This window comes from Neisseria gonorrhoeae (genome assembly GCF_003315235.1).
GTDB classification, from domain to species: domain Bacteria; phylum Pseudomonadota; class Gammaproteobacteria; order Burkholderiales; family Neisseriaceae; genus Neisseria; species Neisseria gonorrhoeae.
In genome coordinates this window covers 1-22182 of sequence record NZ_QNRU01000022.1, presented here as the reverse complement: position 1 = coordinate 22182, position 22182 = coordinate 1, and the positions used below count along the sequence as shown (strand labels likewise).

Here is a 22182-nt window from a genome sequence, read left to right as displayed (position 1 = left end):
CCGATTCGTTTGCAGCAACACTGCCAAAACACAACATCCAAAAACAACATTAGGAGCACAAAATGGAACATAAGCTGCCGCAACTGCCTTATGAGCCGGACGCATTGTCCCCGCATCTGAGCAAAGAGACTTTGGAATTCCACTACGGCAAACACCATCAAACCTACATCACCAATCTGAACAATCAAATCAAAGGCACCGAATTTGAAAACCTGCCTTTGGAAGAGATTGTGAAAAAATCTTCGGGCGGCGTGTTCAACAACGCGGCTCAAACTTGGAACCACACCTTCTACTGGCTGGGTTTCACGCCCAAAGGCTAAGGCAAGCCTGCCGGCGAACTGGCCGCCGCCATCGATGCCGAATGGGGCAGCTTCGAGAAATTCCAAGAAGCGTTCAATGCCTGCGCGGCCGGAACTTTCGGATCCGGTTGGGCGTGGCTGGTGAAAACCCCTGCCGGCGGATTGGCTTTGGTTTCCACTTCCAACGCGGCAACTCCGCTGACCACTGAAAACACGCCGCTCTTGACTTGCGACGTGTGGGAACACGCCTACTACATCGACTACCGCAACAGCCGCCCCAACTACCTGAAAGGTTTTTGGGAAATCGTCAACTGGGACGAAGTCGCCAAACGTTTTGCCGCATAAGCCGCCGGCTTTGCCAAACCGAACAAATGCCGTCTGAAGCCTTCAGACGGCATTTTTTTGTCAAAAAAGGCGGGGCTTCAATACGCACTGATGCAGCCTTATAGATAAGTTTTGCAGGTTCGGGCTTTTGTCACGGCTTGCCCAATGACAATAAGCCTGCCCCGATGATAAGAATGGATTTAATTGATAGACGGTTCTCTTTGTCGATATATTTTTAATTGATGAAACGGGTTAAAAAAGTGTTGCCATCGCCTGTTCTTCTTGTCGGATACGCTTAAATAAGACCAGCAAATAAATGGGCAGGCCAATCAATAAAACATACCACGCTTGACATAATAAGGCGATGCCAATCAGTTCGGGTATGATGTTTAAAAAATAATTCGGGTGGCGGAATGTTTTAAACAACCACGAACGATTAATTTGATGATTTGGCAAAATATAGATTTTAACCGTCCAAATCTCCCCCAACTGCTTAATAATCAATGATAATATCACAAATGAAGCCATCACCGTCAGTGTACCAATCAAGGATATGCCATTAAAAGCAGTGTCAGAAAGCCATACCCAAACAAAACACGCCAAATAATAAAGCGTATGAACTGCCGCAAGCACCGTGGAATTGGTTTTTCCGTATTGTTTCGCCCCTTTGGCAATCAAGGCTTTTTCATGTTTAATAGAGACGGCTAAAAATAACAGTCTAATGATAAAAAACAGGCTTAAAATGCTTAAAATCATTGTCATTGATGTTTTTCCATTGAAATTGAAATAAATATAAATCGGATTAATGGTATTTTTAATTAATATGTTTCAGACTATCATGCTCTATAAACAATTCCCATCAAGTCCGCGCCGCAACCTGCTATAATAAGTTTGCAATCGGCGCAAATCAACGCTTTGCGTTTGTTGCAGTCCCAAAATAATTGATGCTGCCTTATTATAATACCAAGATAATTTTTATTCAATAAAATACAAAGGGAAGCGTTCCGCCCATTGCAAACAGATGCAATCCGCCGATTATTTAAAAAACGGCAAAGCCTTGCACCCCTTGCGGCAAGCCTGCCATGCCTTTAATGTCCGCAGGCGCAAGCGTCGCCGTGGTGTCCGCAATCTTTAGCCGCTTCGAGCCACGCGTCGTCATCGCCGTCAAACTCTTCCACTTCGTCAAACTCGCCGCGTTCCACCATCGCGCACAACTCTTCAAGGCTTTCCGCCCCTTCCACCCAAAAACAGGGAATGCCCGGCGGCGTATCGGGCGCAAGCAGTGCCGCCACGCCTTCATGCCACGCAATCCAATAGCCGTTGTCCGTACGGACAAATTGTGCGTTTTCGTTGACCGACTCGCCTTCCGTACCTTCCAGCATACGTTCCGCAATGTCCGCCTGAAAAGATAAAATCTGCATAAGTGTTCCTTTATATGATGGTTTTCCGTCAAAACAAAGCGTTATTTTAGAACATCGCGCCCGCTTGAAAAACTGCCAACCGCTTTATAACAAATTCGTCTTTGCACCAAACTTTCCATTTTTTCCGTTTTTCAGGCGGCATTGTTAAAGTAATGCCTTTATTTTCCACCCTTACCGACCATGTTACCGCTCAAAACACCCGGCGTACTGCCCGGCTTCAAACTCAGCCTCGGTCTGACCGTATTGTGCTTTTCGCTTTTGGTGGTTTTGCCGTTTGCGATGATGGCGGCGAAGGCGGCGGAAATCGGCTGGGACGGCTTTCGGAACACGATTGCCGAGCCGAACGTGCTGGCGGCGGTGCGGCTGAGTTTGCGGATGTCGTTTTATGCGATGCTGACCAATGTGTCGTGTTCGGCACACTGGTGGCTTGGGTGTTGGTGCGCTATGAATTTCCGGGCAAGGGCCTGGCGAACGCGCCGGTTGATTTGCCGTTTGCGCTGCCGACGGCGGTTACGGGTATCGCGTTGGCGGCCCTGTATGCGCCCAACGGTTGGATAGGCCGTTTTTTCGAACCTTTGGGCATCAAAATCGCGTTTACGCCCGTCGGCATTTGGATTGCGCTGGTTGTCGTCAGCCTGCCCTTTATCGTCCGCGCCGTGCAGCCGGTATTGGAGGAATTGTCGGGCGAATATGAGGAAGCGGCGGCGACTTTGGGCGCAAACCGTTTCACAACGTTCCGCCGCGTGCTGCTGCCGGAAATCACGCCGGCACTCTTGACCGGCGCGGGCATGATGTTCGCGCGGGCAACGGGGGAATACGGTTCGGTGATTTTTATCGCGGGCAGCATTCCGATGATTTCCGAAATCCTGCCGCTGATTATTACGGGCAAGCTGGAACAATTCGACGCGCAGGGCGCGTCGGCGGTGGCGTTGTTTATGCTGCTGGTTTCGTTTGTGATTCTGTTTGCGCTGAACGTGCTGCAGTGGGCGTTGGGCAGGCGTTCGGGTGCGAAGGGTTGAGGTCGTCTGAAAACGAATCCGCTCCCCAAAACACAGAATTCGTAGGTCGGATACTTGTATCCGACAAACATTTGCGATTCAGCAACCTTGTCGGATTCAAGAATCCGACCGACGAAAGCTGAAACCCCTCAATCCCTTTCAGACGGCATCCGAACACCTTAAACAACAAACCAGAGAACACCACCGCCATGAAACCCTATTCCGCCAATCCCAACCTGACCGAACCGCGCCGGCTGCGCATGTTGCTGATTGCCGCCGTGCTGGGCTTTCTGCTGCTGATGCTGGTCGTGCCGCTCGTCGCCGTGTTTTACGAAGCCTTAAAAGGCGGTTGGGATTTGTACCTGAAATCCTTAAGCGATCCCGAAGCGTGGTCTGCCGTCAAATTGACGCTGATTACCGCGCTGATTGCCGTTCCCGTCAATGCCGTCTTGGGCGTGGCGATGGCGTGGCTGTTGACCCGTTTTGACTTTCTCGGCAAGCAGTTGCTGACCACCCTGCTCGATTTGCCGTTCTCCGTATCGCCCGTGGTTGCCGGTTTGATGTTCGTCTTATTGTTCGGCGCGCACACGGCGTTGGGCAGCCGGCTGGAAGCGCAAGGCATACGGATTATCTTCGCCATTCCCGGCATTGTTTTGACGGCGCTGTTCGTTACCTTTCCCTTTGCCGCACGCGAAATCATCCCTTTAATGCAGGCACAGGGCGACAGCGAAGAACAGGCGGCATTGATACTCGGCGCAAGCGGTTGGCAGATGTTTTGGCGCGTTACCCTGCCCAACATCAAATGGACGCTGCTCTACGGCATCATCCTCACCAACGCCCGTGCGATGGGCGAGTTCGGCGCGGTCAGCGTGGTATCGGGACACATACGCGGCGAAACCAACACTATCCCGCTTTTGGTCGAAATCTTCTACAACGAATACAACTTCACCGGCGCATTCGCCCTCTCCGGCGTATTGGCACTTTTAGCACTGGCGACGCTGGCGGTGCAGAACATCATCACCAAATTATAGTGGATTAAATTTAAATCAGGACAAGGCGACGAAGCCGCAGACAGTACAAATAGTACGGCAAGGCGAGGCAACGCCGTACTGGTTTAAATTTAATCCACTATACAAGACAAAAAACTCGCCGCCGCCGAAAGGAACGCAGTATGAGTATTACCATTCAAAACTTAAACAAAAAACGCTTCGGCAATTTTCACGCGCTGAAAAACATCAACCTCAACGTCCCCGCCGGCAAACTCGTTTCCCTGCTCGGTCCCTCCGGCTGCGGCAAAACCACACTTTTACGCATTATCGCCGGACTGGAAAACGCCGACGGCGGCCAAATTCTCTTTGACGGCCAAGACGTAACCGCCAAGCATGTGCGCGAGCGCAAAGTCGGTTTCGTGTTCCAACACTACGCCCTCTTCCGCCACATGAATGTGTTTGACAACGTCGCTTTCGGTTTGACCGTATTACCCAAGCCCGAACGCCCGTCCAAAGGACAAATCCGCGCCAAAGTCGAAGAATTGCTCAAACTCGTACAACTCTCCCACCTCGCCAAATCCTATCCGCACCAACTCTCCGGCGGGCAACGCCAGCGCATCGCCCTCGCCCGCGCGCTTGCGGTCGAACCGAAACTCCTGCTTTTGGACGAACCCTTCGGCGCGCTGGATGCCAAAGTGCGCAAAGAATTACGCACCTGGCTGCGCGACATTCATCACAACCTCGGCGTAACCAGCATTCTGGTGACTCACGACCAAGAAGAAGCCCTCGAAGTTTCCGACGAAATCGTCGTGATGAACCATGGCAAAATCGAACAAACCGGCAGTGCCGAAGCCATTTACCGCAAACCCGAAAACGCCTTCGTTACCGAGTTCCTCGGCGAAGCCGACGCATTTGAAGGACGCATCGAAAAAGGCATCTGGCATTACAACGGCTTCGCGTGGAAATTGGACGCGCAATACAAATGGCAGGAGCAAACCGCCACCGGCTATATCCGCCCGCACGAATGGCAGATCGCCGCCGAACACGAAACCCCGATGATCCGTGCCGAAATCGAAAAAATCCACGCCGTCGGCGCATTGACGCACGTTTTGGTGAAACACGGCAAACAAGACGTGCATATCACACTGGCTGGCAGCGATGCCGCGCGCTACCCAATCGCCGAAGGCAAAAAATTAAACTTAATTCCGAAACAGGTTTATGTTTTTTCTCAAAACGAGTTGATTGAATATTCGATTTAACCCTGAAAGCGCAATGCCGTCTGAAAGGCTTTCAGACGGCATTGCGTGTCAAACGTCAGGCAAGAAACAGCTTGTACGCGGCATTTTGCGTTTCCTCGTGATAGCTGTATCCCAGACTTTCCAAGAAACCGTCAAATGCGGCGGCATCGTGCGGCGGCACGTCGATACCGACCAAAATCCGCCCGTAATCCGCACCGTGGTTGCGGTAATGGAAGAGCGTAATGTTCCAACCGCCCTGCATATGGTTCAAAAAGCGCGCCAACGCGCCCGGACGCTCCGGAAACTCAAAACTGACCAGACGCTCGTGCCCTACTTTGTCCGTCCGCCCTCCGACCATATAGCGGATATGGATTTTGGCAATCTCATTATTGGTCAAATCGACATTGGGCAATCCCGCCTCATCCAACCGGCTGCCGATAACCGCCAAATCCTGCGGGCCTGCCGCTTGAAGTCCGACAAAGATATGCGCTTTTTCATCGCCGCCGTAGCGGTAGTTGAACTCGGTAATATTCCTATTTCCCAATATATTGACAAACTTAAGGAAGCTGCCGCGTTCTTCGGGGATGGTAACGGCAAAAATACCTTCGTTGCCCTCGCCCAATTCGCTCCGTTCCGAAACGTGGCGCAAACGGTGAAAATTCATATTCGCACCGCTGGTAACGGCAATCAGGGTTTGGTTTTCCGCACCTTCTCGGGCAATATAGGCTTTCAGACCCGCCAACGCCAACGCGCCGGCCGGCTCGGTAATGCTGCGCGTGTCATCGAAAATATCCTTGACCGCGCCGCAAACCGCATCGGTATCGACTGTAATGATTTCATCCAAAAGTTCTTTGCAGAGGCGGAAGGTTCCGTTTCCGACGACTTTGACCGCCGTACCGTCTGAAAACAGCCCGACATCTTTCAAATGGACGATTTCGCCTGCTTCGACCGACTGCTTCATACAGCAGGAATCGTTGGTCTGTACGCCGATAACTTTAATTTCGGGACGAACCTGTTTGATAAATGCCGCCACGCCCGCCGCCAAACCGCCGCCCCCTATCGGTACGAATACGGCGCGGATTGGATCGGGATGCTGGCTGACAATTTCCATCCCCACCGTCCCCTGTCCCGCAATCACATCGGGATCGTCAAACGGCGCGATATAGGTCAGCCCTTCCTGTTCCGCCAGCTCCATCGCATAATCGTAGGCATCGTTGTATGAAACACCCCGCAAAACCACCTCGCCGCCACGGCTTTTAACCGCATCCACTTTAATTTTCGGCGTAGTCTCCGGCATGACGATAACGGCACGGCAGCCCAAACGCTGTGCGGACAACGCCACGCCTTGTGCGTGATTGCCCGCGCTTGCCGCAATCACGCCGCAAGCGAGCGCATCTTTCGGCAACTTGGACATTTTGTTGTACGCGCCGCGTATTTTGAACGAAAAAACCGGCTGCAAATCTTCGCGTTTCAAAAGGATGTTGTTTTTCAAACGTACAGAAAGGCTGCGTGCCGGTTCCAAAGGCGTTTCGACCGCTACATCATAGACAGACGCCGTCAGGATGCGGATGAGGTAATCGGAATAAGGAAGGGGCGTGTTCATAATTCAATGCGGGATAATCGGTTTATTAAAATCGCAAAACCCAAAACCATACGCCCAAGACGGCGCGAAAGCAAGAAAAATCCGCCCGATCAGACACCCTAAGCGTATAATCGGCAGGCTGAAACACTCACACAATTTAGAATATTTCATGACAGCACATAAAATCCTGCCCGTCCTTCTTCCCATCATCTTAGGCGTTTCTCACGCAACGGCTGCATCGCCCGCGCCCAACAGACCGACGGTACACGCCGCCCCCACGCTCCAAACACCCGAAACCCTCACGGCGGCACACATCGTTATCGACCTTCAAAGCAGGCAGACTTTATCCGCCAAAAACACCAATACCCCTGTCGAACCGGCGGCACTAACCCAACTGATGACCGCATATTTGGTTTTCAAAAACATGAAATCGGGAAATATCCAATCTGAAGAAAACTTAAAAATACCCGAATCCGCATGGGCTTCAGAAGGAAGCAGAATGTTTGTACGTCCCGGCGATACGGTCAGTACCGACAAACTCTTAAAAGGCATGATTGCCCTATGCGCAAACGATGCCGCCCTAACCCTTGCCGACCGGCTGGGCAACGGCTCGATTGAAAATTTTGTGCAACAAATGAACAAAGAAGCCCGACGCTTGGGCATGAAGAACACCGTATTCAAAAACCCGACAGGCTTGGGTAGAGAAGGACAGGTTTCCACCGCCAAAGACCTCGCCCTGCTGTCTGAAGCATTGATGCGCGACTTTCCGGAATATTACCCGCTGTTTTCCATCAAATCGTTCAAGTTTGAAAACATAGAACAAAACAACCGCAATATCCTTTTATATAGGGACAACAATGTAAACGGCCTGAAAGCCGGGCACACAGAAAGCGGCGGCTACAACCTTGCCGTGTCATACTCCGGCAACGGCAGGCACATCCTTGTCATCACACTAGGTTCGGAATCGGCGGAAACCCGCGCATCGGACAACAGCAAGCTGCTGAACCGGGCATTGCAGGCCTTCGATACGCCCAAAATATATCCGAAAGGCAAAACCGTTGCCCAAATCCAAATTTCCGGAGGCAGCAAAAAAACCGTCCGCGCAGGCTTTCTCAAAGAAGCCTACATCACTCTGCCACATAAGGAAGCGAAAATGGCAGAACAGATTTTGGAAACCATACAGCCGATTCCCGCCCCGGTAAAAAAAGGGCAGATTTTAGGAAAAATCAAAATCAGGCAAAACGGACATACCATTGCCGAAAAAGAAATCGTCGCACTGGAAAATGTAGAAAAAAGAAGCCGGTGGCAAAGGCTTTGGACGCGTCTGACAGGGCAGTAATCTGCCGTTTCAAATATCCCGCTTTTCCAACAAATAAAGAAATGCCGTCTGAAACACGGTTCAGACGGCATAAAACAACAGGGCGGTACGTATTGCATACGCGCCGCCCTGCTGATGGAAGTAAGTTAGCGCTTTTTACCGGTAACGGTAGCAACAGCCAGATTTTCGTTACGTTTCAGGGAAACGCTTTCTACACCTTCAGGCAGTTTGATGTCTGACAAGTGCAAAATGTCGCCGGCAACCACTTCGGCACAATCCAAATCCAAGAAAGCAGGGATATTGGCAGGCAACGCAAGCACTTCAACAGCCGTGTTCAGCAGAGATACGCGACCGCCTTGCAATTTAACGGCTTGAGAATTTTCAGCGTTAACGATGTGCAGGGGAACGCGGATGCGTACGGGTTGGTCTGCTTTAACGGCTTGGAAGTCGATATGTTGGACTTCGCGGCGGAACGGGTGCATTTGGAAATCGCGGACGATAACGTCTTTGGTTTCGCCGTTCAGAGACAATTTAATCAACGCAGTATGGAAAGATTCTTTTTCCAATGCGTAAAATACGGTTTTGTGATCCACAGCAATGGCAACAGGCTCTTGACCTTCACCGTACAAAATACCGGGGATTTGACCTTCGCGACGCAGGCGGCGGCTCGCACCAGTGCCTTGTGCTTCACGAACAGAGGCTTGAATTTCATAAGTCATGTTAAATACTCCAAGTTAAATAAAACTGCCGTCATCGGCCGCGACCAGCTTAAGACGGCATCGGGGTTACGGCAGCAACATGCTGCCTGTCATCACTTCTTCATTGAAAAGATATGAGACGGATTCTTCATTGCTAATGCGGCGGACGGTTTCGGCCAACAAACCTGCAATCGTTACCTGACGGATACGGTCGCAGTTTTTAGCCGCTTCAGACAAAGGAATGGTATCGGTTACGACCACCTGGTCGATTTCGGATGAGGCAATACGGCTGACCGCCTCTCCGGAGAATACAGCGTGGCTGGCATAAGCCAAGACACGTTCTGCACCGCGCTCTTTCAAGGCGACGGCGGCTTTGCACAGCGTATTTGCAGTGTCAATCATATCGTCCACAATCAGACAGGTTTTGCCTTGAATATCGCCGATGATGTTCATAACTTCCGCCACATTGGCTTTCGGGCGGCGTTTGTCGATGATTGCCAAGTCGGCATTCAAAGATTTTGCCACGGCGCGGGCGCGGACGACACCGCCGATGTCCGGGCTGACGACGGTCAGATTTTCAATCCGCTGCTGCTTGATGTCGTTCAACAAAATCGGAGTGGCATAAATATTGTCCACCGGAATATCGAAGAAACCTTGAATCTGGTCGGCATGCAAATCGACAGTCAAAACACGGTCGATCCCTGCCGAATACAGCATATTTGCCACCAGTTTGGCAGAAATCGGAACGCGGACGGAACGCGGACGGCGGTCTTGGCGCGCATAGCCGAAATACGGAATGGCTGTGGTAATACGACCTGCCGAAGCACGCTTCAGTGCATCCGCCATCGTCAGGATTTCCATCAGGTTGTCATTGGTCGGCGCACAGGTCGGCTGAAGGATGAAAACGTCGCGCCCGCGTACGTTTTCCAACAGTTCGACGGCAACTTCGCCGTCTGAAAACTTGGATACGGAAGCATTGCCCAAAGAAATGTCCAAATGCCTGACAACACGTTGTGCCAATTCGGGATTGGCATTGCCTGTAAATACCATCAAACTGTCGTACGCAGCCATATTCTCACCTGATTTTATGTTTAACTTCCGCTCAGAAAACACAATGCTTCCCTCCGCTTGTACCAAGCCCGGCATTATACCTGCAACATCCGACACAAACAAAGGCGTTTCAATATTTTTATTTCTATGAAATAAAAAGCGTGTAAGCAGGCTTACACGCTTTTGTCTGGCTGGGGAGGAAGGATTCGAACCTTCGCATGCTGGAATCAAAATCCAGTGTCTTAACCGCTTGACGACTCCCCAACTTGTTTGACTTGGCTGGGGAGGAAGGATTCGAACCTTCGCATGCTGGAATCAAAATCCAGTGTCTTAACCGCTTGACGACTCCCCAACAATGTTTATACGGACAACAAAGGATGTTTTGAAAGACCCTCTGCCAAATATGCCTCGTACAAACCTGAAACTTGTCGGTATATATTGTATGCGCTATTCCTAGCTTGAAATGCTGCAAATATACAGGCTCCTGAGCCGGTCATCATTGCAGAACCGTATTTCGACAACTCGGAATAAGCTTTCCAAACTTCAGGGTATTCTTTAAATACCACTGCCTGCATATCGTTTCTGAACGGTTGCAGGTTTTGGAAAGTCGGCATTATGCTTGAGGCAGAATCCCGTGTCAAGCCTTCGTATGTGAAAATTTTTGCGGTGGAAACGTGGACGGGAGGTTTGACAATAACATACCACTGTTTCGGAATATCCATTCCTATCAGTTTTTCACCTATCCCGCTTGCAAAAGCATTTTTTCCGAAAATAAAAAACGGTACGTCCGCACCCAAAGCCGCACCCAAATCAATGAGCTGCCACTGCGTCAAACCACACTGCCACCAACGGTTCAACACCAGCAAAACCGTTGCGGCATCGGAACTCCCCCCTCCCAAGCCGGCGCCGGTCGGGATTTTTTTGTCCAGCCATATTTCCACGCCGGCAAGGTTGCGCGCATATTTTTGCAGCAACGATGCGGCACGGTAGCTCAAATCGGCTTCCTGCGGTATTCCGCCGACAGGATTGTGCAGGATGATTTTGCCGTCGTCCCTCGGTTTCAAATATACGGTATCCTGCAAATCTATCAGGCAGAATATGCTTTCGATATTGTGATAACCGTCTTCCCGCCTGCCGGTAATCCTCAAATCGAGATTCAGTTTTGCAGGTGCGGGAAACGCCTGCCGTCCGTCCGCAATATTCATCTGTCCGCCTTATCTCGTGCGCGCCGCACAGCGTTCCGGGGTTTCGGTTTCAGACGGCATTCCAATTTCGGTGAAAACCAGCCTGATGTTCAAATTTCCGTTATTCAGTTGCAACGTTCGGACTTGCCCCCCACTGTCGGCGGTTCTGCCGATTGTCCAACCGTATTGTTCCAATATGCCGTCTGAACGGATGCGGTAAGGCGCGCCCGCCACACGCCTGCCTTCCGCCCAGATATGCAGATATTGGATTGGCAGTTTGAAACCGACCAGCTGCCTGCTCAAGTCTTCCGTACCCTCTGCCTGATAGACATTTCCTTTGCCGTCCACTGCCAATGCGCCGTCCCTGTCTTGACACAACTGTCCGAGCGTGCCGCCCAAAGGGGTGTTGATATTGATGGTTTCCACGGGCGGTTGGTATGTCCAATCGAAATTTGCATACGAACCTTTCCCTTCCGCTTTGACTGCCAACCGCCCTTCCGCTGCAAAACTGCTGATGTGTTCGGACGGCTGCCACAGGTTTTCGTTATTTTGAGGTAATTGCGCGCAAGCGGTCAAAAGCAGGATGACCGATGCGGATACGGTGTGTTTCATCAGAGTTTCCTTAACGGGTGTCATCCTGCCGGCCGACGGGTGCGGCGTGCCGTGCAAAACGCGTGCGAACTGCGTGCCGTTTGCCCGAATGCCCCGGCTTCCCGGCAAACCTTATGCCGTCTGAAAGGATGGGCCTGCATTATTTCCGGGGTTTTCGGGAAGGCTCGGGCAAGGCGATTCCGTAGCGTTTGAGCGTCTCCCGCCATATTTTCTTGTCTCCCGTAAGGTGTGCCGCCTGCGTCCATACGTCAACCGCCTGATCGCGTTCGCCCAATGCCCACAACACTTCGCCCAAATGGGCGGCAACTTCGGGCTCGGGGTCGTTTTCAAACGAATACCGCAGATACGGCAGCGCGCTTTCCGCGTCGCCTTTCAGGTAATACGCCCAGCCTATGCTGTCGTTAACGGCGGTATCGTCCGGGTTGATTTGGTATGCCGTCTGAAGCAGGGCGAAACCCTCGTCCAAACGTTTGGAATCGGAAAGCAGGCTGTAGCCCAGATTATTCATAATTTGTGCATTATCGGGCGTAAGTTTGAGCGCGGTTTCAAGGTCGGCAATCATTTTTCCCCGTTTGCCGAACTGTTCGTAAATAATGGAACGCTGTGCCAATGCTTCCGCCAAAGGTTCCGTGCTTCCCGCCGCCGAAAGTTTGGCGATGATGTTGTTCAGCCCGATCAGGGCTTCCCGTTTGTCGGGCAGCTTCGACAGGGCGAGCATCTGTATTTTGGACAAATTGTCTGCCGTAAAATACCGCCCCTGCTGTTCGGGAAGTTTCCGCACCCTGCCGATCTGCCGCAAAGCCGCCCGGCCTCCGTCCAATTCGGCAGCCGCCGCAGCCGCCAGCACGCCTTTGTCGAACAGGTATTCCGGCGCGGACACTTTTTTCAACCACTGCCTGACTTTGGCGTAATCCCTGCGGTCGGCATATATCATCGCCGCCGTCATTGCCGCCCTGCCCCGCTGTTCCCCCGTCCCCCTGCCGTATGCCTTTTCGGCGTAGCCGTCGATAACGGACGCACCTTCTTTTCGGTTTGCCGCCAATATCGCCGCCTGAATATACAGGTTTGCATTCGGGTTGTGTTCCAACAGCACGTTCAAACGCGCATAGGCATCATCCGGCTTACGCAGGGAAACCAGATTCATAATTTCCATTTCCTGCCAGACGGCCGAAAGGTTTTGGGTGTCTGTCTGCTCGAAAAAGCCGTCGAGTATTTCGGGATATTTGCGTGCAGTCAGACGCAACGTCATTAAAGTGGGGGGCAATATTTCCGTATCGAGCTTCGCCAAACGCTGCAAAGCTTCGATTGCCTTTTCCTTTTCGCGTCCCTGTACGCCGAACACCGCATCGGCAACCGCCGCTTCGGGCAGATGTTCATACTTCAACGCCGCACGGCGAACCGCTTTCGATGCTTTTTGAGCCACCCCACCCTGCTGCACGGCGGCTTGCACCAGCAGCAAAAATATCCTGCGTTTTTGCACATCGTCCGATTGCGCCAGCACCTCTTCCAACCCGTCCAGATGCTGATTTCCCCCTTCCCTCAATACGTTCCGCAGCCACCCCGCCCGTTTTTGCGCCTCACCCGGTATAGGCTCGATCTGCCGCCATTTCTGATAAATCATTTCCGCCTGTTCAAACGCGTTCAGCGACACGGCCATTTCCAAGGCGCGTTCGGCGACTTCGGGGGATTTTGTGCGTTCCAACATCAGCATATAGGTTGCCAGAGCCGTTCCCGCCTGCCCTTTCTGCAAAGCCGTTTCACCGCCCAACAGCGTAAACACCCTGTTGACCCGTTCGCCCACTGCCGCAAGCCGTGCGCGTTCGTTTTTGATTTCTTCCTCGCTGTAACGCCGATGTTTCCTTAAAACCTTTCCGACTTCCTTCGGCAGCTCCACATCCGCCGCGCCGGCAGCATACGCCTGTCCGGCAAGCAGGGCTGCTGCGAGGACAGATAAAATAGTGAAACGGGCGGGTAACATAATCATCCTTTATCCGACATCCGTCCGAACCTTCAGACGGCATATTGAGTATCTAGACAAGGCGTCACTTTATCACAAGCCAAACGGTTTGTAGATTTGCAAAACCCGCCCGAAGGCAGGGCTGTGTTTTGAGATTGCGTCGGTTTGCCTGTATGCGATGCCGGACAATCCTTGCCTTATTATTTGGTTTGACAGTTTAATTTGTTGAACAAAAAGAAATTTATTTCATTCCGTCTATTTTCCGACATTATTCCGAAGCACAGCCGACGGCAAAATGCCGTCTGAAACGCAAATCCGCTTCAGGCGGCATTCCCGGCTCCGGCGGGCTAAGGCAGGCCGACTTCCACATTGTCAATCAGACGCGTCGTCCCCAGACGGGCGGCGGCCAAGACCACCAGTTTCTTATCTCCCGCCCGCGCCATTTCAAGCGTATCGGCGCGGCGGATTTCCACATAATCGACCAGCCAGCCCGCAGCGGTCAAATGGTCGGCAGCCTGCCGCTCCAAACCCGCATAATCCAAACCGCCCTGCTTCAGCGATTCGGCAACAGCCTGCAGCTCGCGGTACAGGCGCGGTGCTTCGGCGCGTTCCCCAACGCTCAAGTACCGGTTGCGGCTGGAGAGTGCCAAACCGTCCGCCGCCCGCCCCGTATCGACGGGGACAATTTCGATATCGAAATTCAAATCCTCGGTCAAACCTTTAATCACGGCAAGCTGCTGGTAATCTTTTTTGCCGAAACAGGCAACATCCGGCAAAACGATATTGAACAGCTTGGACACCACCGTCGCCACGCCGCGAAAATGGCCGGGGCGGAATTTGCCGCACAATTCGTTTTGCAAATGGGGCGGTTCGACGTTGTAACGCTGTTCCACGTTCGGATAGAGTTCTTTCTCATCGGGCGCGAAAACAACGGCAACGCCTTCGGCGGCAAGTTTGTCCGCATCCTGTTGCAAAGTACGCGGATATTTGTCGAAATCCTCGCCCTGACCGAATTGCAAGCGGTTGACGAATATGCTGACAACAACGTTGTCGGCGCGTTTTCTGGCTTCGCGAACAAGGGCAAGATGCCCTTCATGCAGATTGCCCATGGTCGGCACAAATGCCACCTTTCCTATATTTTCACGCCACGTGCGCAGTTCTCGAATGGTATGTATGATTTGCATTACGGTAATCCTTATCCTTCGGGCTTCCTGCCCGACAAAACGCGCCGATTATACGCGCCGCGCACGGCAAAACAAAATGCCGTCTGAAACGGCTTTCAGACGGCATCGGCAGCAGACCTTGTTCAATCTGCAAAAATATGTTCCGCAGCAGGGAAGGTTTTGGCTTTGACTTCGGCAACATACGCCCGAACCGCAGCCTGGATGCTGCTTTGCCCGCGCATAAAGTTTTTGACGAATTTCGCCGTTTTGCCCGGGAAAATACCGAGCATATCGTGCATCACCAAAACCTGACCGTCGCAATCCGCGCCCGCCCCGATGCCGATGGTCGGACAGGAAACAGTTTCAGTTACCTTTTTTGCCAGTTCCGCCGGCACGCATTCCATCAGTACGACGGCAGCTCCGGCTTCATCATGCACCTTGGCATCGTTAAGCAACGCCTGCGCCTTGCCGCCGCGCCCCTGAACTTTATATCCGCCGAAGGCAAACACGGATTGCGGGGTCAGACCGATGTGGGCACAGACCGGAATTCCGCGCATTTGCAGAAATTCAGTCGTTTCCGCCATCCACACGCCGCCTTCGAGTTTGACCATATGCGCGCCGGCAGCCATCAGTTCGGCGGCGGCGGCAAACGCCTGCTCCTTACTCTGCTGATATGCACCAAACGGCAAATCGCTGACAATCATCGCATTTTTTGCACCGCGTGCTACACATTCGGTGTGATAGCACATATCGCGCAGGCTGACCGGCAGCGTCGACTGTCGCCCCTGAACCGCCATTCCCAAAGAATCCCCGACCAACAGCACATCCACGCCGGCATCGTCCATCAGCGCGGCAAAACTGGATTCGTAAGCGGTCAGCATAACGATTTTCTCGCCGGCCGCCTTCATTTTTTGCAGTGTGTTCACAGTAATCATCAGATATTGTTACCCCGCCCTTTTCAGACGGCCTTTTCAGTTTGAAACGGGCTATTATAGTGAAATGCCCGCAGCCCTGCCACCGACCGTGCCGCAAATGCAAAACAGCCCGACTGTTTTACACAATCGGGCTGTCAAATCTGGTGCCGGCACCAAGAGTCGAACTCGGGACTCCCTGATTACAAGTCAGGTGCTCTACCAACTGAGCTATACCGGCAAAGAAGGCGAATTATGCAGGCAACTTCACACTTTGGCAAGAAATTTGTTCGACCCCCTCATAAAAATACACTAAGTATCTTATTTAAAACAAAATTAATTTGAAACAGAACAAGCATCGGCATTCTGATAAAATATCCGCCTTTCAAACCGACCGTTCACACCGATGGCAAGACATCCCTACCGCCGCCTGCGTCCTGCAAAATCCGGCTTTCCCGAAGTCGGTATTTCCGAAGAAGGCAATATCCGTTCGCTTCACTTGGGCAGCGACACCGTTCAAAGCTCGATGAACCTCGACCGCCCGTCCGAGCTGGTGCTCTCTTACAGCCGCGCGATGATGGGCTGGCTGCTGTTTGCGGAACGCCTGCCGCAACATATCACCCAAATCGGCTTGGGCGGCGGTTCGTTTGCACGCTGGACAGACACCTACCTGCCCGACACGCGCCAAACCGCCGTGGACATCAATCCTCAGGTCATCGCCATTGCCCGCAACCTGTTTGAGTTGCCTTTCGAGGGCGGAAAATTTGAAATTATCGAAGCAGACGGTGCGGAATACATCAAAGTCTTCCGCCACAACACCGATATCATCTTGGTGGACGGATTCGACGGCGAACAAATCATCGATACGCTGGTTGAAGAACCGTTTTTCAGAGACTGCCGCAACGCACTCTCTTCAGACGGCATATTCGTTACCAACTGGTGGAGCGGCGACAAACGCTATCAACGCTTCATCGAACGGTTGTTGAGCGTTTTTGAAGGGCGCGTATTGAAACTTCCTGCCGAAAGCCACGGCAATGTCGCGGTAATGGCCTTCCAAAGCAGCCCCAAAGAGCAAAACATAGACAAACTCAAAAAACGTGCCGACAAACTGAGCAACGCATACGGATTGGACTTCCACCGCATGCTCGCCGGCCTGAAAGCGTCCAACCCCAACAACGGCAAGCATTTCCACCTTTAAGCCGCCATCTTCGCGGCTGCATCGGAATATGCGGAAAATCAAGAGGAAACCATTATGCTGAAACCCGAAACCATACACATACCCGGCCCTGCCGGCATTTTAGAAACCATCCATATCCCGTCCGAACAAGTACCGGCACGCGGTGTTGCCGTCATCAACCACCCCAACCCCCTCCAAGGCGGGACGAACACCAACAAAGTCATCCAAACCGCCGCCAAAGCATTGAGCAAGCTCGGCTTCCACTGCTACCTTCCCAACCTTCGCGGCGTAGGCGGCAGCGAAGGCACACATGATTACGGACGCGGCGAAACGCAAGACTGCCTCGCCGTCATCGACTATGCCCGCGCCCAACATCCCGAAGCCCCGGAATTTGCCTTATCCGGCTTTTCCTTCGGCGGCTATGTCGCCACATTTGCCGCACAAGTGCGCATACCCGATTTATTGCTGCTCATCGGTGCGGCAGTCTGCCACTATACCGACCGCCCCGAGCCGTCCGCCGTTCCCAACGTTGCCAAAACGCTGATGATACACGGCGCGGAAGATGAGGTCGTCGAAATCGAAAAAGCCCTGAAATGGGCAGAACCGCAAGATTTGCCCGTCATTACCATCGCCGGTTCGACGCACTTCTTTCACGGCAAACTCATCGTCCTGCGCGACACCATCCTCCGCTTCGCACCCGTATGCCTGAACGGATAAAGCCCCTTTCAGACAGCATCGATAATATCAAACCCGTATCCGGCGGCATCTGCCGATACGGGTTTGCGTTCCCTCTCATTACAGGCAAAACCCGCTGCAAAACACCCTTTCCCGACCCGACAAAGGATCTGCAAACGCAATCTTTTTTGCCAAAAGCTTCAAAGGTTTCCGATAATCCTCGCTACCCGCTTCAGACGGCACGGGATAGAGCGCGTCATTCAACAGCGGCATACCCAAACCCATCATATGCACGCGTAACTGGTGTTTCTTGCCGGTATGCGGCGTAAGGCGGTAAAGGCTGAATTCCCCCCTGTTTTCAATCAATTCGACCGTCGTGTGCGCATTCGGCACGCCTTCGGCCTCTTGCGTCGTAAAAAATTTCTCACCCCTTACCAAACGCGAAACCACATCGAGCGGATACGGCAAATCCGTCTTTGTCGGCGCAAGCGCCTCATACGTTTTCCATACCGTTTTGTTTTGAAACATCGTCTGATAAGCCCCGCGTGTGGCAGGATTGTGCGACAGCAGCATCACACCCGCCGTATCCTTGTCCAAGCGGTGAATCGGCGTAATGTCTTCAACATTCAAATGCTGCAATTCGGGACGCAGGCGCAGACGCGTGAGCAGCGTTTCCCGCAAAAAACGCCCGCCGGGGATGACGGGCAGAAAATGCGGCTTGTCCACCACAATCAAATGTTCATCGACAAACAAAATCTTTTCTTCAAACGGAATACGCGGCTCGCTCTCACAACCGGTTTCACGGTAATAAAACATCGTCTTACCGGGCTCGAACAAAGAATGTTCGTCCAACGCCGCACCATCCGAACCGACCACAAAACCGCTGTTCAACCGCCTCCGCCAATCGTCCGCTCCCAAAAAAGGAAAGCGGATGCACAGAAAATGCAGCAGCGGCAGCCCGTAAAACTGCTTTTCATGCGGCAGCACCAAATAACTGGGTTTGACACCGTTCAACAGCGGAAGAGGATTATTGCGTTTTTTCATGCGGCGGATTGTAACCGTTTTTCACAAACTTTTCAGACGGCATATCAAAACATAATTGATAAAAACAAATATATCGTTTTTTTTTTGATTTAAAAATTTGTTTAAACAGAATTATCGGATATTCATTACTATTATTAAATAAGAATTAATATCAATAAGAGGAAATATGAAACGTATCTTTTTGCCCGCCTTGCCCGCCATCCTGCCTTTATCCGCTTATGCCGACCTGCCCTTGACGATTGAAGACATAATGACCGACAAGGGAAAATGGAAACTGGAAACTTCCCTTACCTATCTGAATAGCGAAAACAGCCGCGCCGCACTTGCCGCACCGGTTTACATTCAAACCGGCGCAACCTCGTTTATCCCCATTCCGACCGAAATTCAAGAAAACGGCAGCAATACCGATATGCTCGCCGGCACGCTCGGTTTGCGCTACGGACTGACCGGCAATACCGACATTTACGGCAGCGGCAGCTATCTGTGGCACGAAGAACGCAAACTCGACGGCAACGGCAAAACCCGCAACAAACGGATGTCCGACATATCCGCCGGCATCAGCCACACCTTCCTTAAAGACGGCAAAAACCCCGCCCTAATCAGCTTTCTTGAAAGCACGGTTTACGAAAAATCGCGCAACAAAGCCTCGTTAATCAAAAAAAGGGGGCTTTGCCCCTTTTATAACTTAAGGATAAATTATGAATATTAAAAATGAAATAGTTGCTTTAATTTCTAAAAAAATTGATGGGGGGGGGCAATATAGTTCTTTAGAAAATTTTGCTTTATCCGTACTAAGGGAAAAAATTATAAACAATACTGTTTCCAGTGATGAAAAATTATTGATTATTAATGATTTTTTATCAGGTTTTCTTGAGTTTGATCCTGAGACAGGGGAACCTGTCGGGGAGACGCTTAAAATTGAGCAAATGATTGATTTCTTTTTAGTCTAAATCATACATACCAGTGGACAAGCTAGGCGTAGATCCGGCTTTTAAATACGATTGTCAGGTTTATACTTGGGATAAAATCAAAAATAAAGTTGTTTAAACTATAGTGGATTAACAAAAATCAGGACAAGGCAACGAAGCCGCAGACAGTACAAATAGTACGGAACCGATTCACTTGGTGCTTCAGCACCTTAGGGAATCGTTCTCTTTGAGCTAAGGCGAGGCAACGCCGTACCGGTTTTTGTTAATCCACTATATTGCATGGTGCATGCATTAAATCAGTCTTCTAGCGCCGCAATGGGAAAACATAGAAGATAAACGAAATGGATGATCTAATACTATATTTTTTATCAGGTATATTCGGAAATCAAGTTGCTGAATATATTATAAAAAACAACCGTGAGATAAAAGTTCCCTTTATTGCGCTTTACGCTATATTTTTTACGTTGATTTATACTGTGGCTTTGTTGTTTCTCAGTCTGATCTATTGGGTCAATGGTGCGGAGATTGCATGGAAGGGGATAGGTATTTTCAGTATGTCGGTCAGTTTTTGTATAGTCTTCTGTCTTTATTTGATTGACAAGGCAGGAAGATGTAAGGATAAGAAACAATAGGGATCAGATGCGGCAGCAAACGTAGATTGGGTCTAGGCTCAACCTGCGTTTGCTGCATCTTTGGAAGAAATAGTGGATTCGAAAAAATAGGAAGAATTCTGATTAATGGTATGCGAGGTGTAGCAGTGGGGGCTGTTGCTGGTGGCATAACTGGTTATGCAGGTTCTACGGGTAAGAACACTGACATTCGCCGTTAAATAATAAATAAACCAACTTCCAACCAAACCTGCTATCGGTTTGGTTGGAAGTGAGAGGAGGTAAGGTAGTGTTTGCTGTTATTTTCTTTTCGACATTGGGCTGTATTTTAGCATGGATAAGAGATATTCCTAAAATAAAATCAAAAAAAATTTTGGCAAGATCCTTATATATTATAGGAATAATAAATGTAATAATCAGCTATGTATTAATTAAAAATATATTGGTTTCTGTTTCGGATGGAGGTGGAATAAAATATGTTGCAATATATTTATCAAATCTTTTTTTTGGACAGTATTGATGTATGCTCTTGTGAAAAGATTATCTAAAAAGCCAAGCTGAAACCCAGTACACAACACATCAATAAAGATTCCTTTTGCACGGAACAATGACAATATTCAAATTGCTGGATTTGCAATCTGATTTACCTATTGAAATTGGGTGTGCAACATACGTTCTAAGCAGGCTTTGATTTCCCAAAGAGGCTGAAGGGTAAGAGACGCTTATATCATAGATAAATAATGGCAAAACAGGTAATGAATTAAAGGCATTACCTGTTTTTACAGAAATTTTTAAAATAGATGATTTGATTGCAGCTTTTTAGGCTATTTATCAGGTAAATACAGTGAAGGGAAAATAAGCAGGTTAGAAATATCCCTAACGGCAGGAAGCATTTTCTTTGCAGTATTCTTTATTCATGAACTGATAATTTTTATTGTTGATGGAAATAAGGAAAATCTTTGGAATTTTATTACTGGGATAATGAAAGATTTATTTTTATTTTCATGTTCTGTTTGTTTATTATTCTATTTCTTATTATTGATTGCAGAAACCATTGGAAAAACAATCAATAAGATTAAATAAGATATTTAAGCCGCTAAAAAACCATTTGAGTATTTTATCTTCTATGCGGCATCCATCTTGGAATTGAAATACTGCAATCGGGAGGCTAAGGCTTCCGTTGTAACGTTTACCATATATTTCATTATTTTAATTTCATCAAAAAACAAAATTCAAGATTATACATACCGCTAATCGTTTCTTGATTGTTTTGTATAGTGGAGTAAATTTAAATCAGGACAAGGCGACGAAGCCGCAGACAGTACAAATAGTACGGAACCGATTCACTCGGTGCTTCAGCACCTTAGAGAATCGTTCTCTTTGAGCTAAGGCGAGGTAATGCCGTACCGGTTTAAATTTAATCCACTATATATTTATCCGATATATCAACATCTCTCTATCTTATTCCGAATTTTATTGTTGAAACTTGCATTAAAAACCATACAAGATGATGAAGAACAAATATATTTTAATAAAAGCAGCAATCGGCATAACCGCCATATCCATATTTTATCTTCTAACTCAAGAAAGCAGCGGCAAAACTGAAGAACCATCATATTTCTTGATGTTTATGTTTCTCAACTTGCTTTGGTTTGAAGAAAATAAAACAGTTATGGCTGCCGCTACGGCAATGATTGCCGCCCACTTTATATTTGTCGCACTATCCGATTAATAAGCAAACAAAAAGGCTGCTTGGAAATTTCAGGCAGCCTTTCAGGAGGATTTTGATGGAACAAAAAAGGCGGTTTGCCGCTTCCCTGCTCCTCGCCGCCGCCCTGCCGCTTTGTGCACATTCTTTTCCCTTTGCGGAAGAAAACCCCATAGCCTACGGCAAAGTCAAAATACAAAGCTGGAAAGCGCGGCGGGATTTCAATATTGTAAAGCAGGATTTGGATTTTTCCTGCGGGGCGGCTTCGGTGGCGACGCTTTTGAACAATTTTTACGG

The 22182-nt window shown here is 50.0% G+C and carries 18 protein-coding genes, 3 tRNA genes and 7 pseudogenes; 14 read left to right on the top strand and 14 right to left on the bottom strand.

Annotated elements, in window-relative coordinates; translation table 11 throughout:
• Positions 1-62: 62 nt before the first annotated feature.
• Positions 63-644, top strand: a pseudogene (locus DFR77_RS09030) (superoxide dismutase).
• 231 nt (positions 645-875) lie between these two features.
• Here the strand turns inward: DFR77_RS09030 and DFR77_RS09020 are convergent.
• Positions 876-1385, bottom strand: a complete 510-nt coding sequence (locus DFR77_RS09020) for an isoprenylcysteine carboxyl methyltransferase family protein (RefSeq protein WP_003687909.1) — start codon at positions 1383-1385, stop codon at positions 876-878.
• Between the two features lie 326 nt (positions 1386-1711).
• Complete coding sequence (locus DFR77_RS09015; protein WP_003687908.1) at positions 1712-2044, bottom strand: hypothetical protein; 333 nt, start codon at positions 2042-2044, stop codon at positions 1712-1714.
• A 180-nt stretch (positions 2045-2224) separates the two neighbouring features.
• Between DFR77_RS09015 and cysT the strand changes: the two are divergent.
• The 4 genes and pseudogenes from cysT to DFR77_RS09000 all read left to right on the top strand — a co-directional run bounded on the left by cysT (position 2225) and on the right by DFR77_RS09000 (position 5290).
• Positions 2225-3063, top strand: a pseudogene (cysT, locus tag DFR77_RS09010) (sulfate ABC transporter permease subunit CysT).
• A 188-nt stretch (positions 3064-3251) separates the two neighbouring features.
• Entirely contained in the window at positions 3252-4073 is an 822-nt protein-coding gene (gene cysW, locus DFR77_RS09005; protein ID WP_033910015.1) for a sulfate ABC transporter permease subunit CysW, read from the top strand.
• Positions 4057-4191 (top strand): annotated as a pseudogene (locus DFR77_RS13825) (IS5/IS1182 family transposase); the annotation flags it as partial. The gene cysW and the pseudogene DFR77_RS13825, both read left to right, overlap by 17 nt.
• Before the next feature lie 22 nt (positions 4192-4213).
• Positions 4214-5290: a sulfate/molybdate ABC transporter ATP-binding protein gene (locus DFR77_RS09000; RefSeq protein ID WP_003687905.1), complete on the top strand. Its 1077-nt coding sequence runs from the start codon at positions 4214-4216 to the stop codon at positions 5288-5290.
• A gap of 55 nt (positions 5291-5345) precedes the next feature.
• Here the strand turns inward: DFR77_RS09000 and ilvA are convergent, their stop codons facing one another.
• Complete coding sequence (ilvA, locus tag DFR77_RS08995; protein ID WP_003687904.1) at positions 5346-6872, bottom strand: threonine ammonia-lyase, biosynthetic; 1527 nt, start codon at positions 6870-6872, stop codon at positions 5346-5348.
• 148 nt (positions 6873-7020) lie between these two features.
• Between ilvA and DFR77_RS08990 the strand changes: the two genes are divergently transcribed.
• Positions 7021-8190 carry a D-alanyl-D-alanine carboxypeptidase family protein gene (locus DFR77_RS08990; protein WP_003690889.1) on the top strand — a complete coding sequence of 390 codons (1170 nt, stop codon included), beginning with the start codon at positions 7021-7023 and terminating at the stop codon, positions 8188-8190.
• 125 nt (positions 8191-8315) lie between these two features.
• Here DFR77_RS08990 and DFR77_RS08985 read toward each other — a convergent pair whose 3' ends face one another.
• The 10 genes from DFR77_RS08985 to DFR77_RS08940 all read right to left on the bottom strand — a co-directional run bounded on the left by DFR77_RS08985 (position 8316) and on the right by DFR77_RS08940 (position 15985).
• Positions 8316-8888, bottom strand: coding sequence for a 50S ribosomal protein L25/general stress protein Ctc (locus DFR77_RS08985; protein WP_003706608.1), 573 nt, complete (start codon positions 8886-8888; stop codon positions 8316-8318).
• Between the two features lie 66 nt (positions 8889-8954).
• The gene (locus tag DFR77_RS08980) at positions 8955-9938 is read right to left on the bottom strand and encodes a ribose-phosphate pyrophosphokinase (protein ID WP_003687900.1); all 984 of its coding nucleotides are present in this window, start codon (positions 9936-9938) and stop codon (positions 8955-8957) included.
• A 167-nt stretch (positions 9939-10105) separates the two neighbouring features.
• Positions 10106-10181 (bottom strand) — tRNA-Gln (locus DFR77_RS08975).
• Positions 10182-10193: 12 nt separating this feature from the next.
• A tRNA-Gln gene (locus DFR77_RS08970) sits at positions 10194-10269 on the bottom strand.
• Positions 10270-10276: 7 nt separating this feature from the next.
• Entirely contained in the window at positions 10277-11122 is an 846-nt protein-coding gene (gene ispE / locus DFR77_RS08965; RefSeq protein ID WP_003692812.1) for a 4-(cytidine 5'-diphospho)-2-C-methyl-D-erythritol kinase, read from the bottom strand.
• A gap of 9 nt (positions 11123-11131) precedes the next feature.
• Positions 11132-11713: an outer membrane lipoprotein LolB gene (locus DFR77_RS08960; RefSeq protein WP_020996796.1), complete on the bottom strand. Its 582-nt coding sequence runs from the start codon at positions 11711-11713 to the stop codon at positions 11132-11134.
• Positions 11714-11852: 139 nt separating this feature from the next.
• Positions 11853-13691, bottom strand: a complete 1839-nt coding sequence (locus tag DFR77_RS08955; protein WP_020996795.1) for a tetratricopeptide repeat protein — start codon at positions 13689-13691, stop codon at positions 11853-11855.
• Between the two features lie 326 nt (positions 13692-14017).
• A complete protein-coding gene (gene panC, locus DFR77_RS08950) occupies positions 14018-14854 on the bottom strand; it encodes a pantoate--beta-alanine ligase (RefSeq protein WP_003690886.1) in 837 nt (278 codons plus the stop codon).
• A gap of 122 nt (positions 14855-14976) precedes the next feature.
• Positions 14977-15768, bottom strand: coding sequence for a 3-methyl-2-oxobutanoate hydroxymethyltransferase (panB, locus tag DFR77_RS08945; RefSeq protein ID WP_003696874.1), 792 nt, complete (start codon positions 15766-15768; stop codon positions 14977-14979).
• Positions 15769-15909: 141 nt separating this feature from the next.
• Positions 15910-15985 (bottom strand) — tRNA-Thr (locus tag DFR77_RS08940).
• A 165-nt stretch (positions 15986-16150) separates the two neighbouring features.
• Between DFR77_RS08940 and DFR77_RS08935 the strand changes: the two genes are divergently transcribed.
• Together DFR77_RS08935 and DFR77_RS08930 are read left to right on the top strand one after the other, a co-directional pair.
• On the top strand, positions 16151-16942 hold the full coding sequence (locus tag DFR77_RS08935) for a polyamine aminopropyltransferase (RefSeq protein WP_003696873.1): 792 nt from the start codon (positions 16151-16153) through the stop codon (positions 16940-16942).
• 54 nt (positions 16943-16996) lie between these two features.
• Positions 16997-17638 carry an alpha/beta hydrolase gene (locus DFR77_RS08930; protein ID WP_003687891.1) on the top strand — a complete coding sequence of 214 codons (642 nt, stop codon included), beginning with the start codon at positions 16997-16999 and terminating at the stop codon, positions 17636-17638.
• Positions 17639-17716: 78 nt separating this feature from the next.
• Here DFR77_RS08930 and DFR77_RS08925 read toward each other — a convergent pair whose 3' ends face one another.
• Positions 17717-18640: an RluA family pseudouridine synthase gene (locus DFR77_RS08925; RefSeq protein WP_003696870.1), complete on the bottom strand. Its 924-nt coding sequence runs from the start codon at positions 18638-18640 to the stop codon at positions 17717-17719.
• 166 nt (positions 18641-18806) lie between these two features.
• Here DFR77_RS08925 and DFR77_RS08920 point away from each other — a divergent pair.
• The 6 genes and pseudogenes from DFR77_RS08920 to DFR77_RS13400 all read left to right on the top strand — a co-directional run.
• Positions 18807-19289, top strand: a pseudogene (locus tag DFR77_RS08920) (hypothetical protein); the annotation flags it as partial.
• Between the two features lie 49 nt (positions 19290-19338).
• A complete protein-coding gene (locus DFR77_RS08915) occupies positions 19339-19590 on the top strand; it encodes a hypothetical protein (protein ID WP_003690882.1) in 252 nt (83 codons plus the stop codon).
• An 876-nt stretch (positions 19591-20466) separates the two neighbouring features.
• Positions 20467-20738, top strand: a pseudogene (locus DFR77_RS08905) (hypothetical protein).
• Positions 20739-20973: 235 nt separating this feature from the next.
• Positions 20974-21260 (top strand): annotated as a pseudogene (locus tag DFR77_RS08900) (hypothetical protein).
• 424 nt (positions 21261-21684) lie between these two features.
• On the top strand, positions 21685-21909 hold the full coding sequence (locus tag DFR77_RS08890) for a hypothetical protein (protein ID WP_002254464.1): 225 nt from the start codon (positions 21685-21687) through the stop codon (positions 21907-21909).
• 55 nt (positions 21910-21964) lie between these two features.
• A pseudogene (locus DFR77_RS13400) lies at positions 21965-22182 on the top strand (peptidase C39); the annotation flags it as partial.

Bases quoted from the DNA above. Each gene is read 5' to 3' on its own strand.
- ilvA (WP_003687904.1), bottom strand. From the start codon at position 6,872: ATGAACACGCCCCTTCCTTATTCCGATTACCTCATCCGCATCCTGACG.
- DFR77_RS09020 (WP_003687909.1), bottom strand. From the start codon at position 1,385: ATGACAATGATTTTAAGCATTTTAAGCCTGTTTTTTATCATTAGACTG.
- DFR77_RS09000 (WP_003687905.1), top strand. From the start codon at position 4,214: ATGAGTATTACCATTCAAAACTTAAACAAAAAACGCTTCGGCAATTTT.
- DFR77_RS08985 (WP_003706608.1), bottom strand. From the start codon at position 8,888: ATGACTTATGAAATTCAAGCCTCTGTTCGTGAAGCACAAGGCACTGGT.
- DFR77_RS08990 (WP_003690889.1), top strand. From the start codon at position 7,021: ATGACAGCACATAAAATCCTGCCCGTCCTTCTTCCCATCATCTTAGGC.
- DFR77_RS08915 (WP_003690882.1), top strand. From the start codon at position 19,339: ATGAATATTAAAAATGAAATAGTTGCTTTAATTTCTAAAAAAATTGAT.
- DFR77_RS08925 (WP_003696870.1), bottom strand. From the start codon at position 18,640: ATGAAAAAACGCAATAATCCTCTTCCGCTGTTGAACGGTGTCAAACCC.
- cysW (WP_033910015.1), top strand. From the start codon at position 3,252: ATGAAACCCTATTCCGCCAATCCCAACCTGACCGAACCGCGCCGGCTG.
- panC (WP_003690886.1), bottom strand. From the start codon at position 14,854: ATGCAAATCATACATACCATTCGAGAACTGCGCACGTGGCGTGAAAAT.
- ispE (WP_003692812.1), bottom strand. From the start codon at position 11,122: ATGAATATTGCGGACGGACGGCAGGCGTTTCCCGCACCTGCAAAACTG.
- DFR77_RS09015 (WP_003687908.1), bottom strand. From the start codon at position 2,044: ATGCAGATTTTATCTTTTCAGGCGGACATTGCGGAACGTATGCTGGAA.
- DFR77_RS08930 (WP_003687891.1), top strand. From the start codon at position 16,997: ATGCTGAAACCCGAAACCATACACATACCCGGCCCTGCCGGCATTTTA.
- DFR77_RS08890 (WP_002254464.1), top strand. From the start codon at position 21,685: ATGATGAAGAACAAATATATTTTAATAAAAGCAGCAATCGGCATAACC.
- DFR77_RS08980 (WP_003687900.1), bottom strand. From the start codon at position 9,938: ATGGCTGCGTACGACAGTTTGATGGTATTTACAGGCAATGCCAATCCC.
- DFR77_RS08955 (WP_020996795.1), bottom strand. From the start codon at position 13,691: ATGTTACCCGCCCGTTTCACTATTTTATCTGTCCTCGCAGCAGCCCTG.
- panB (WP_003696874.1), bottom strand. From the start codon at position 15,768: ATGATTACTGTGAACACACTGCAAAAAATGAAGGCGGCCGGCGAGAAA.
- DFR77_RS08935 (WP_003696873.1), top strand. From the start codon at position 16,151: ATGGCAAGACATCCCTACCGCCGCCTGCGTCCTGCAAAATCCGGCTTT.
- DFR77_RS08960 (WP_020996796.1), bottom strand. From the start codon at position 11,713: ATGAAACACACCGTATCCGCATCGGTCATCCTGCTTTTGACCGCTTGC.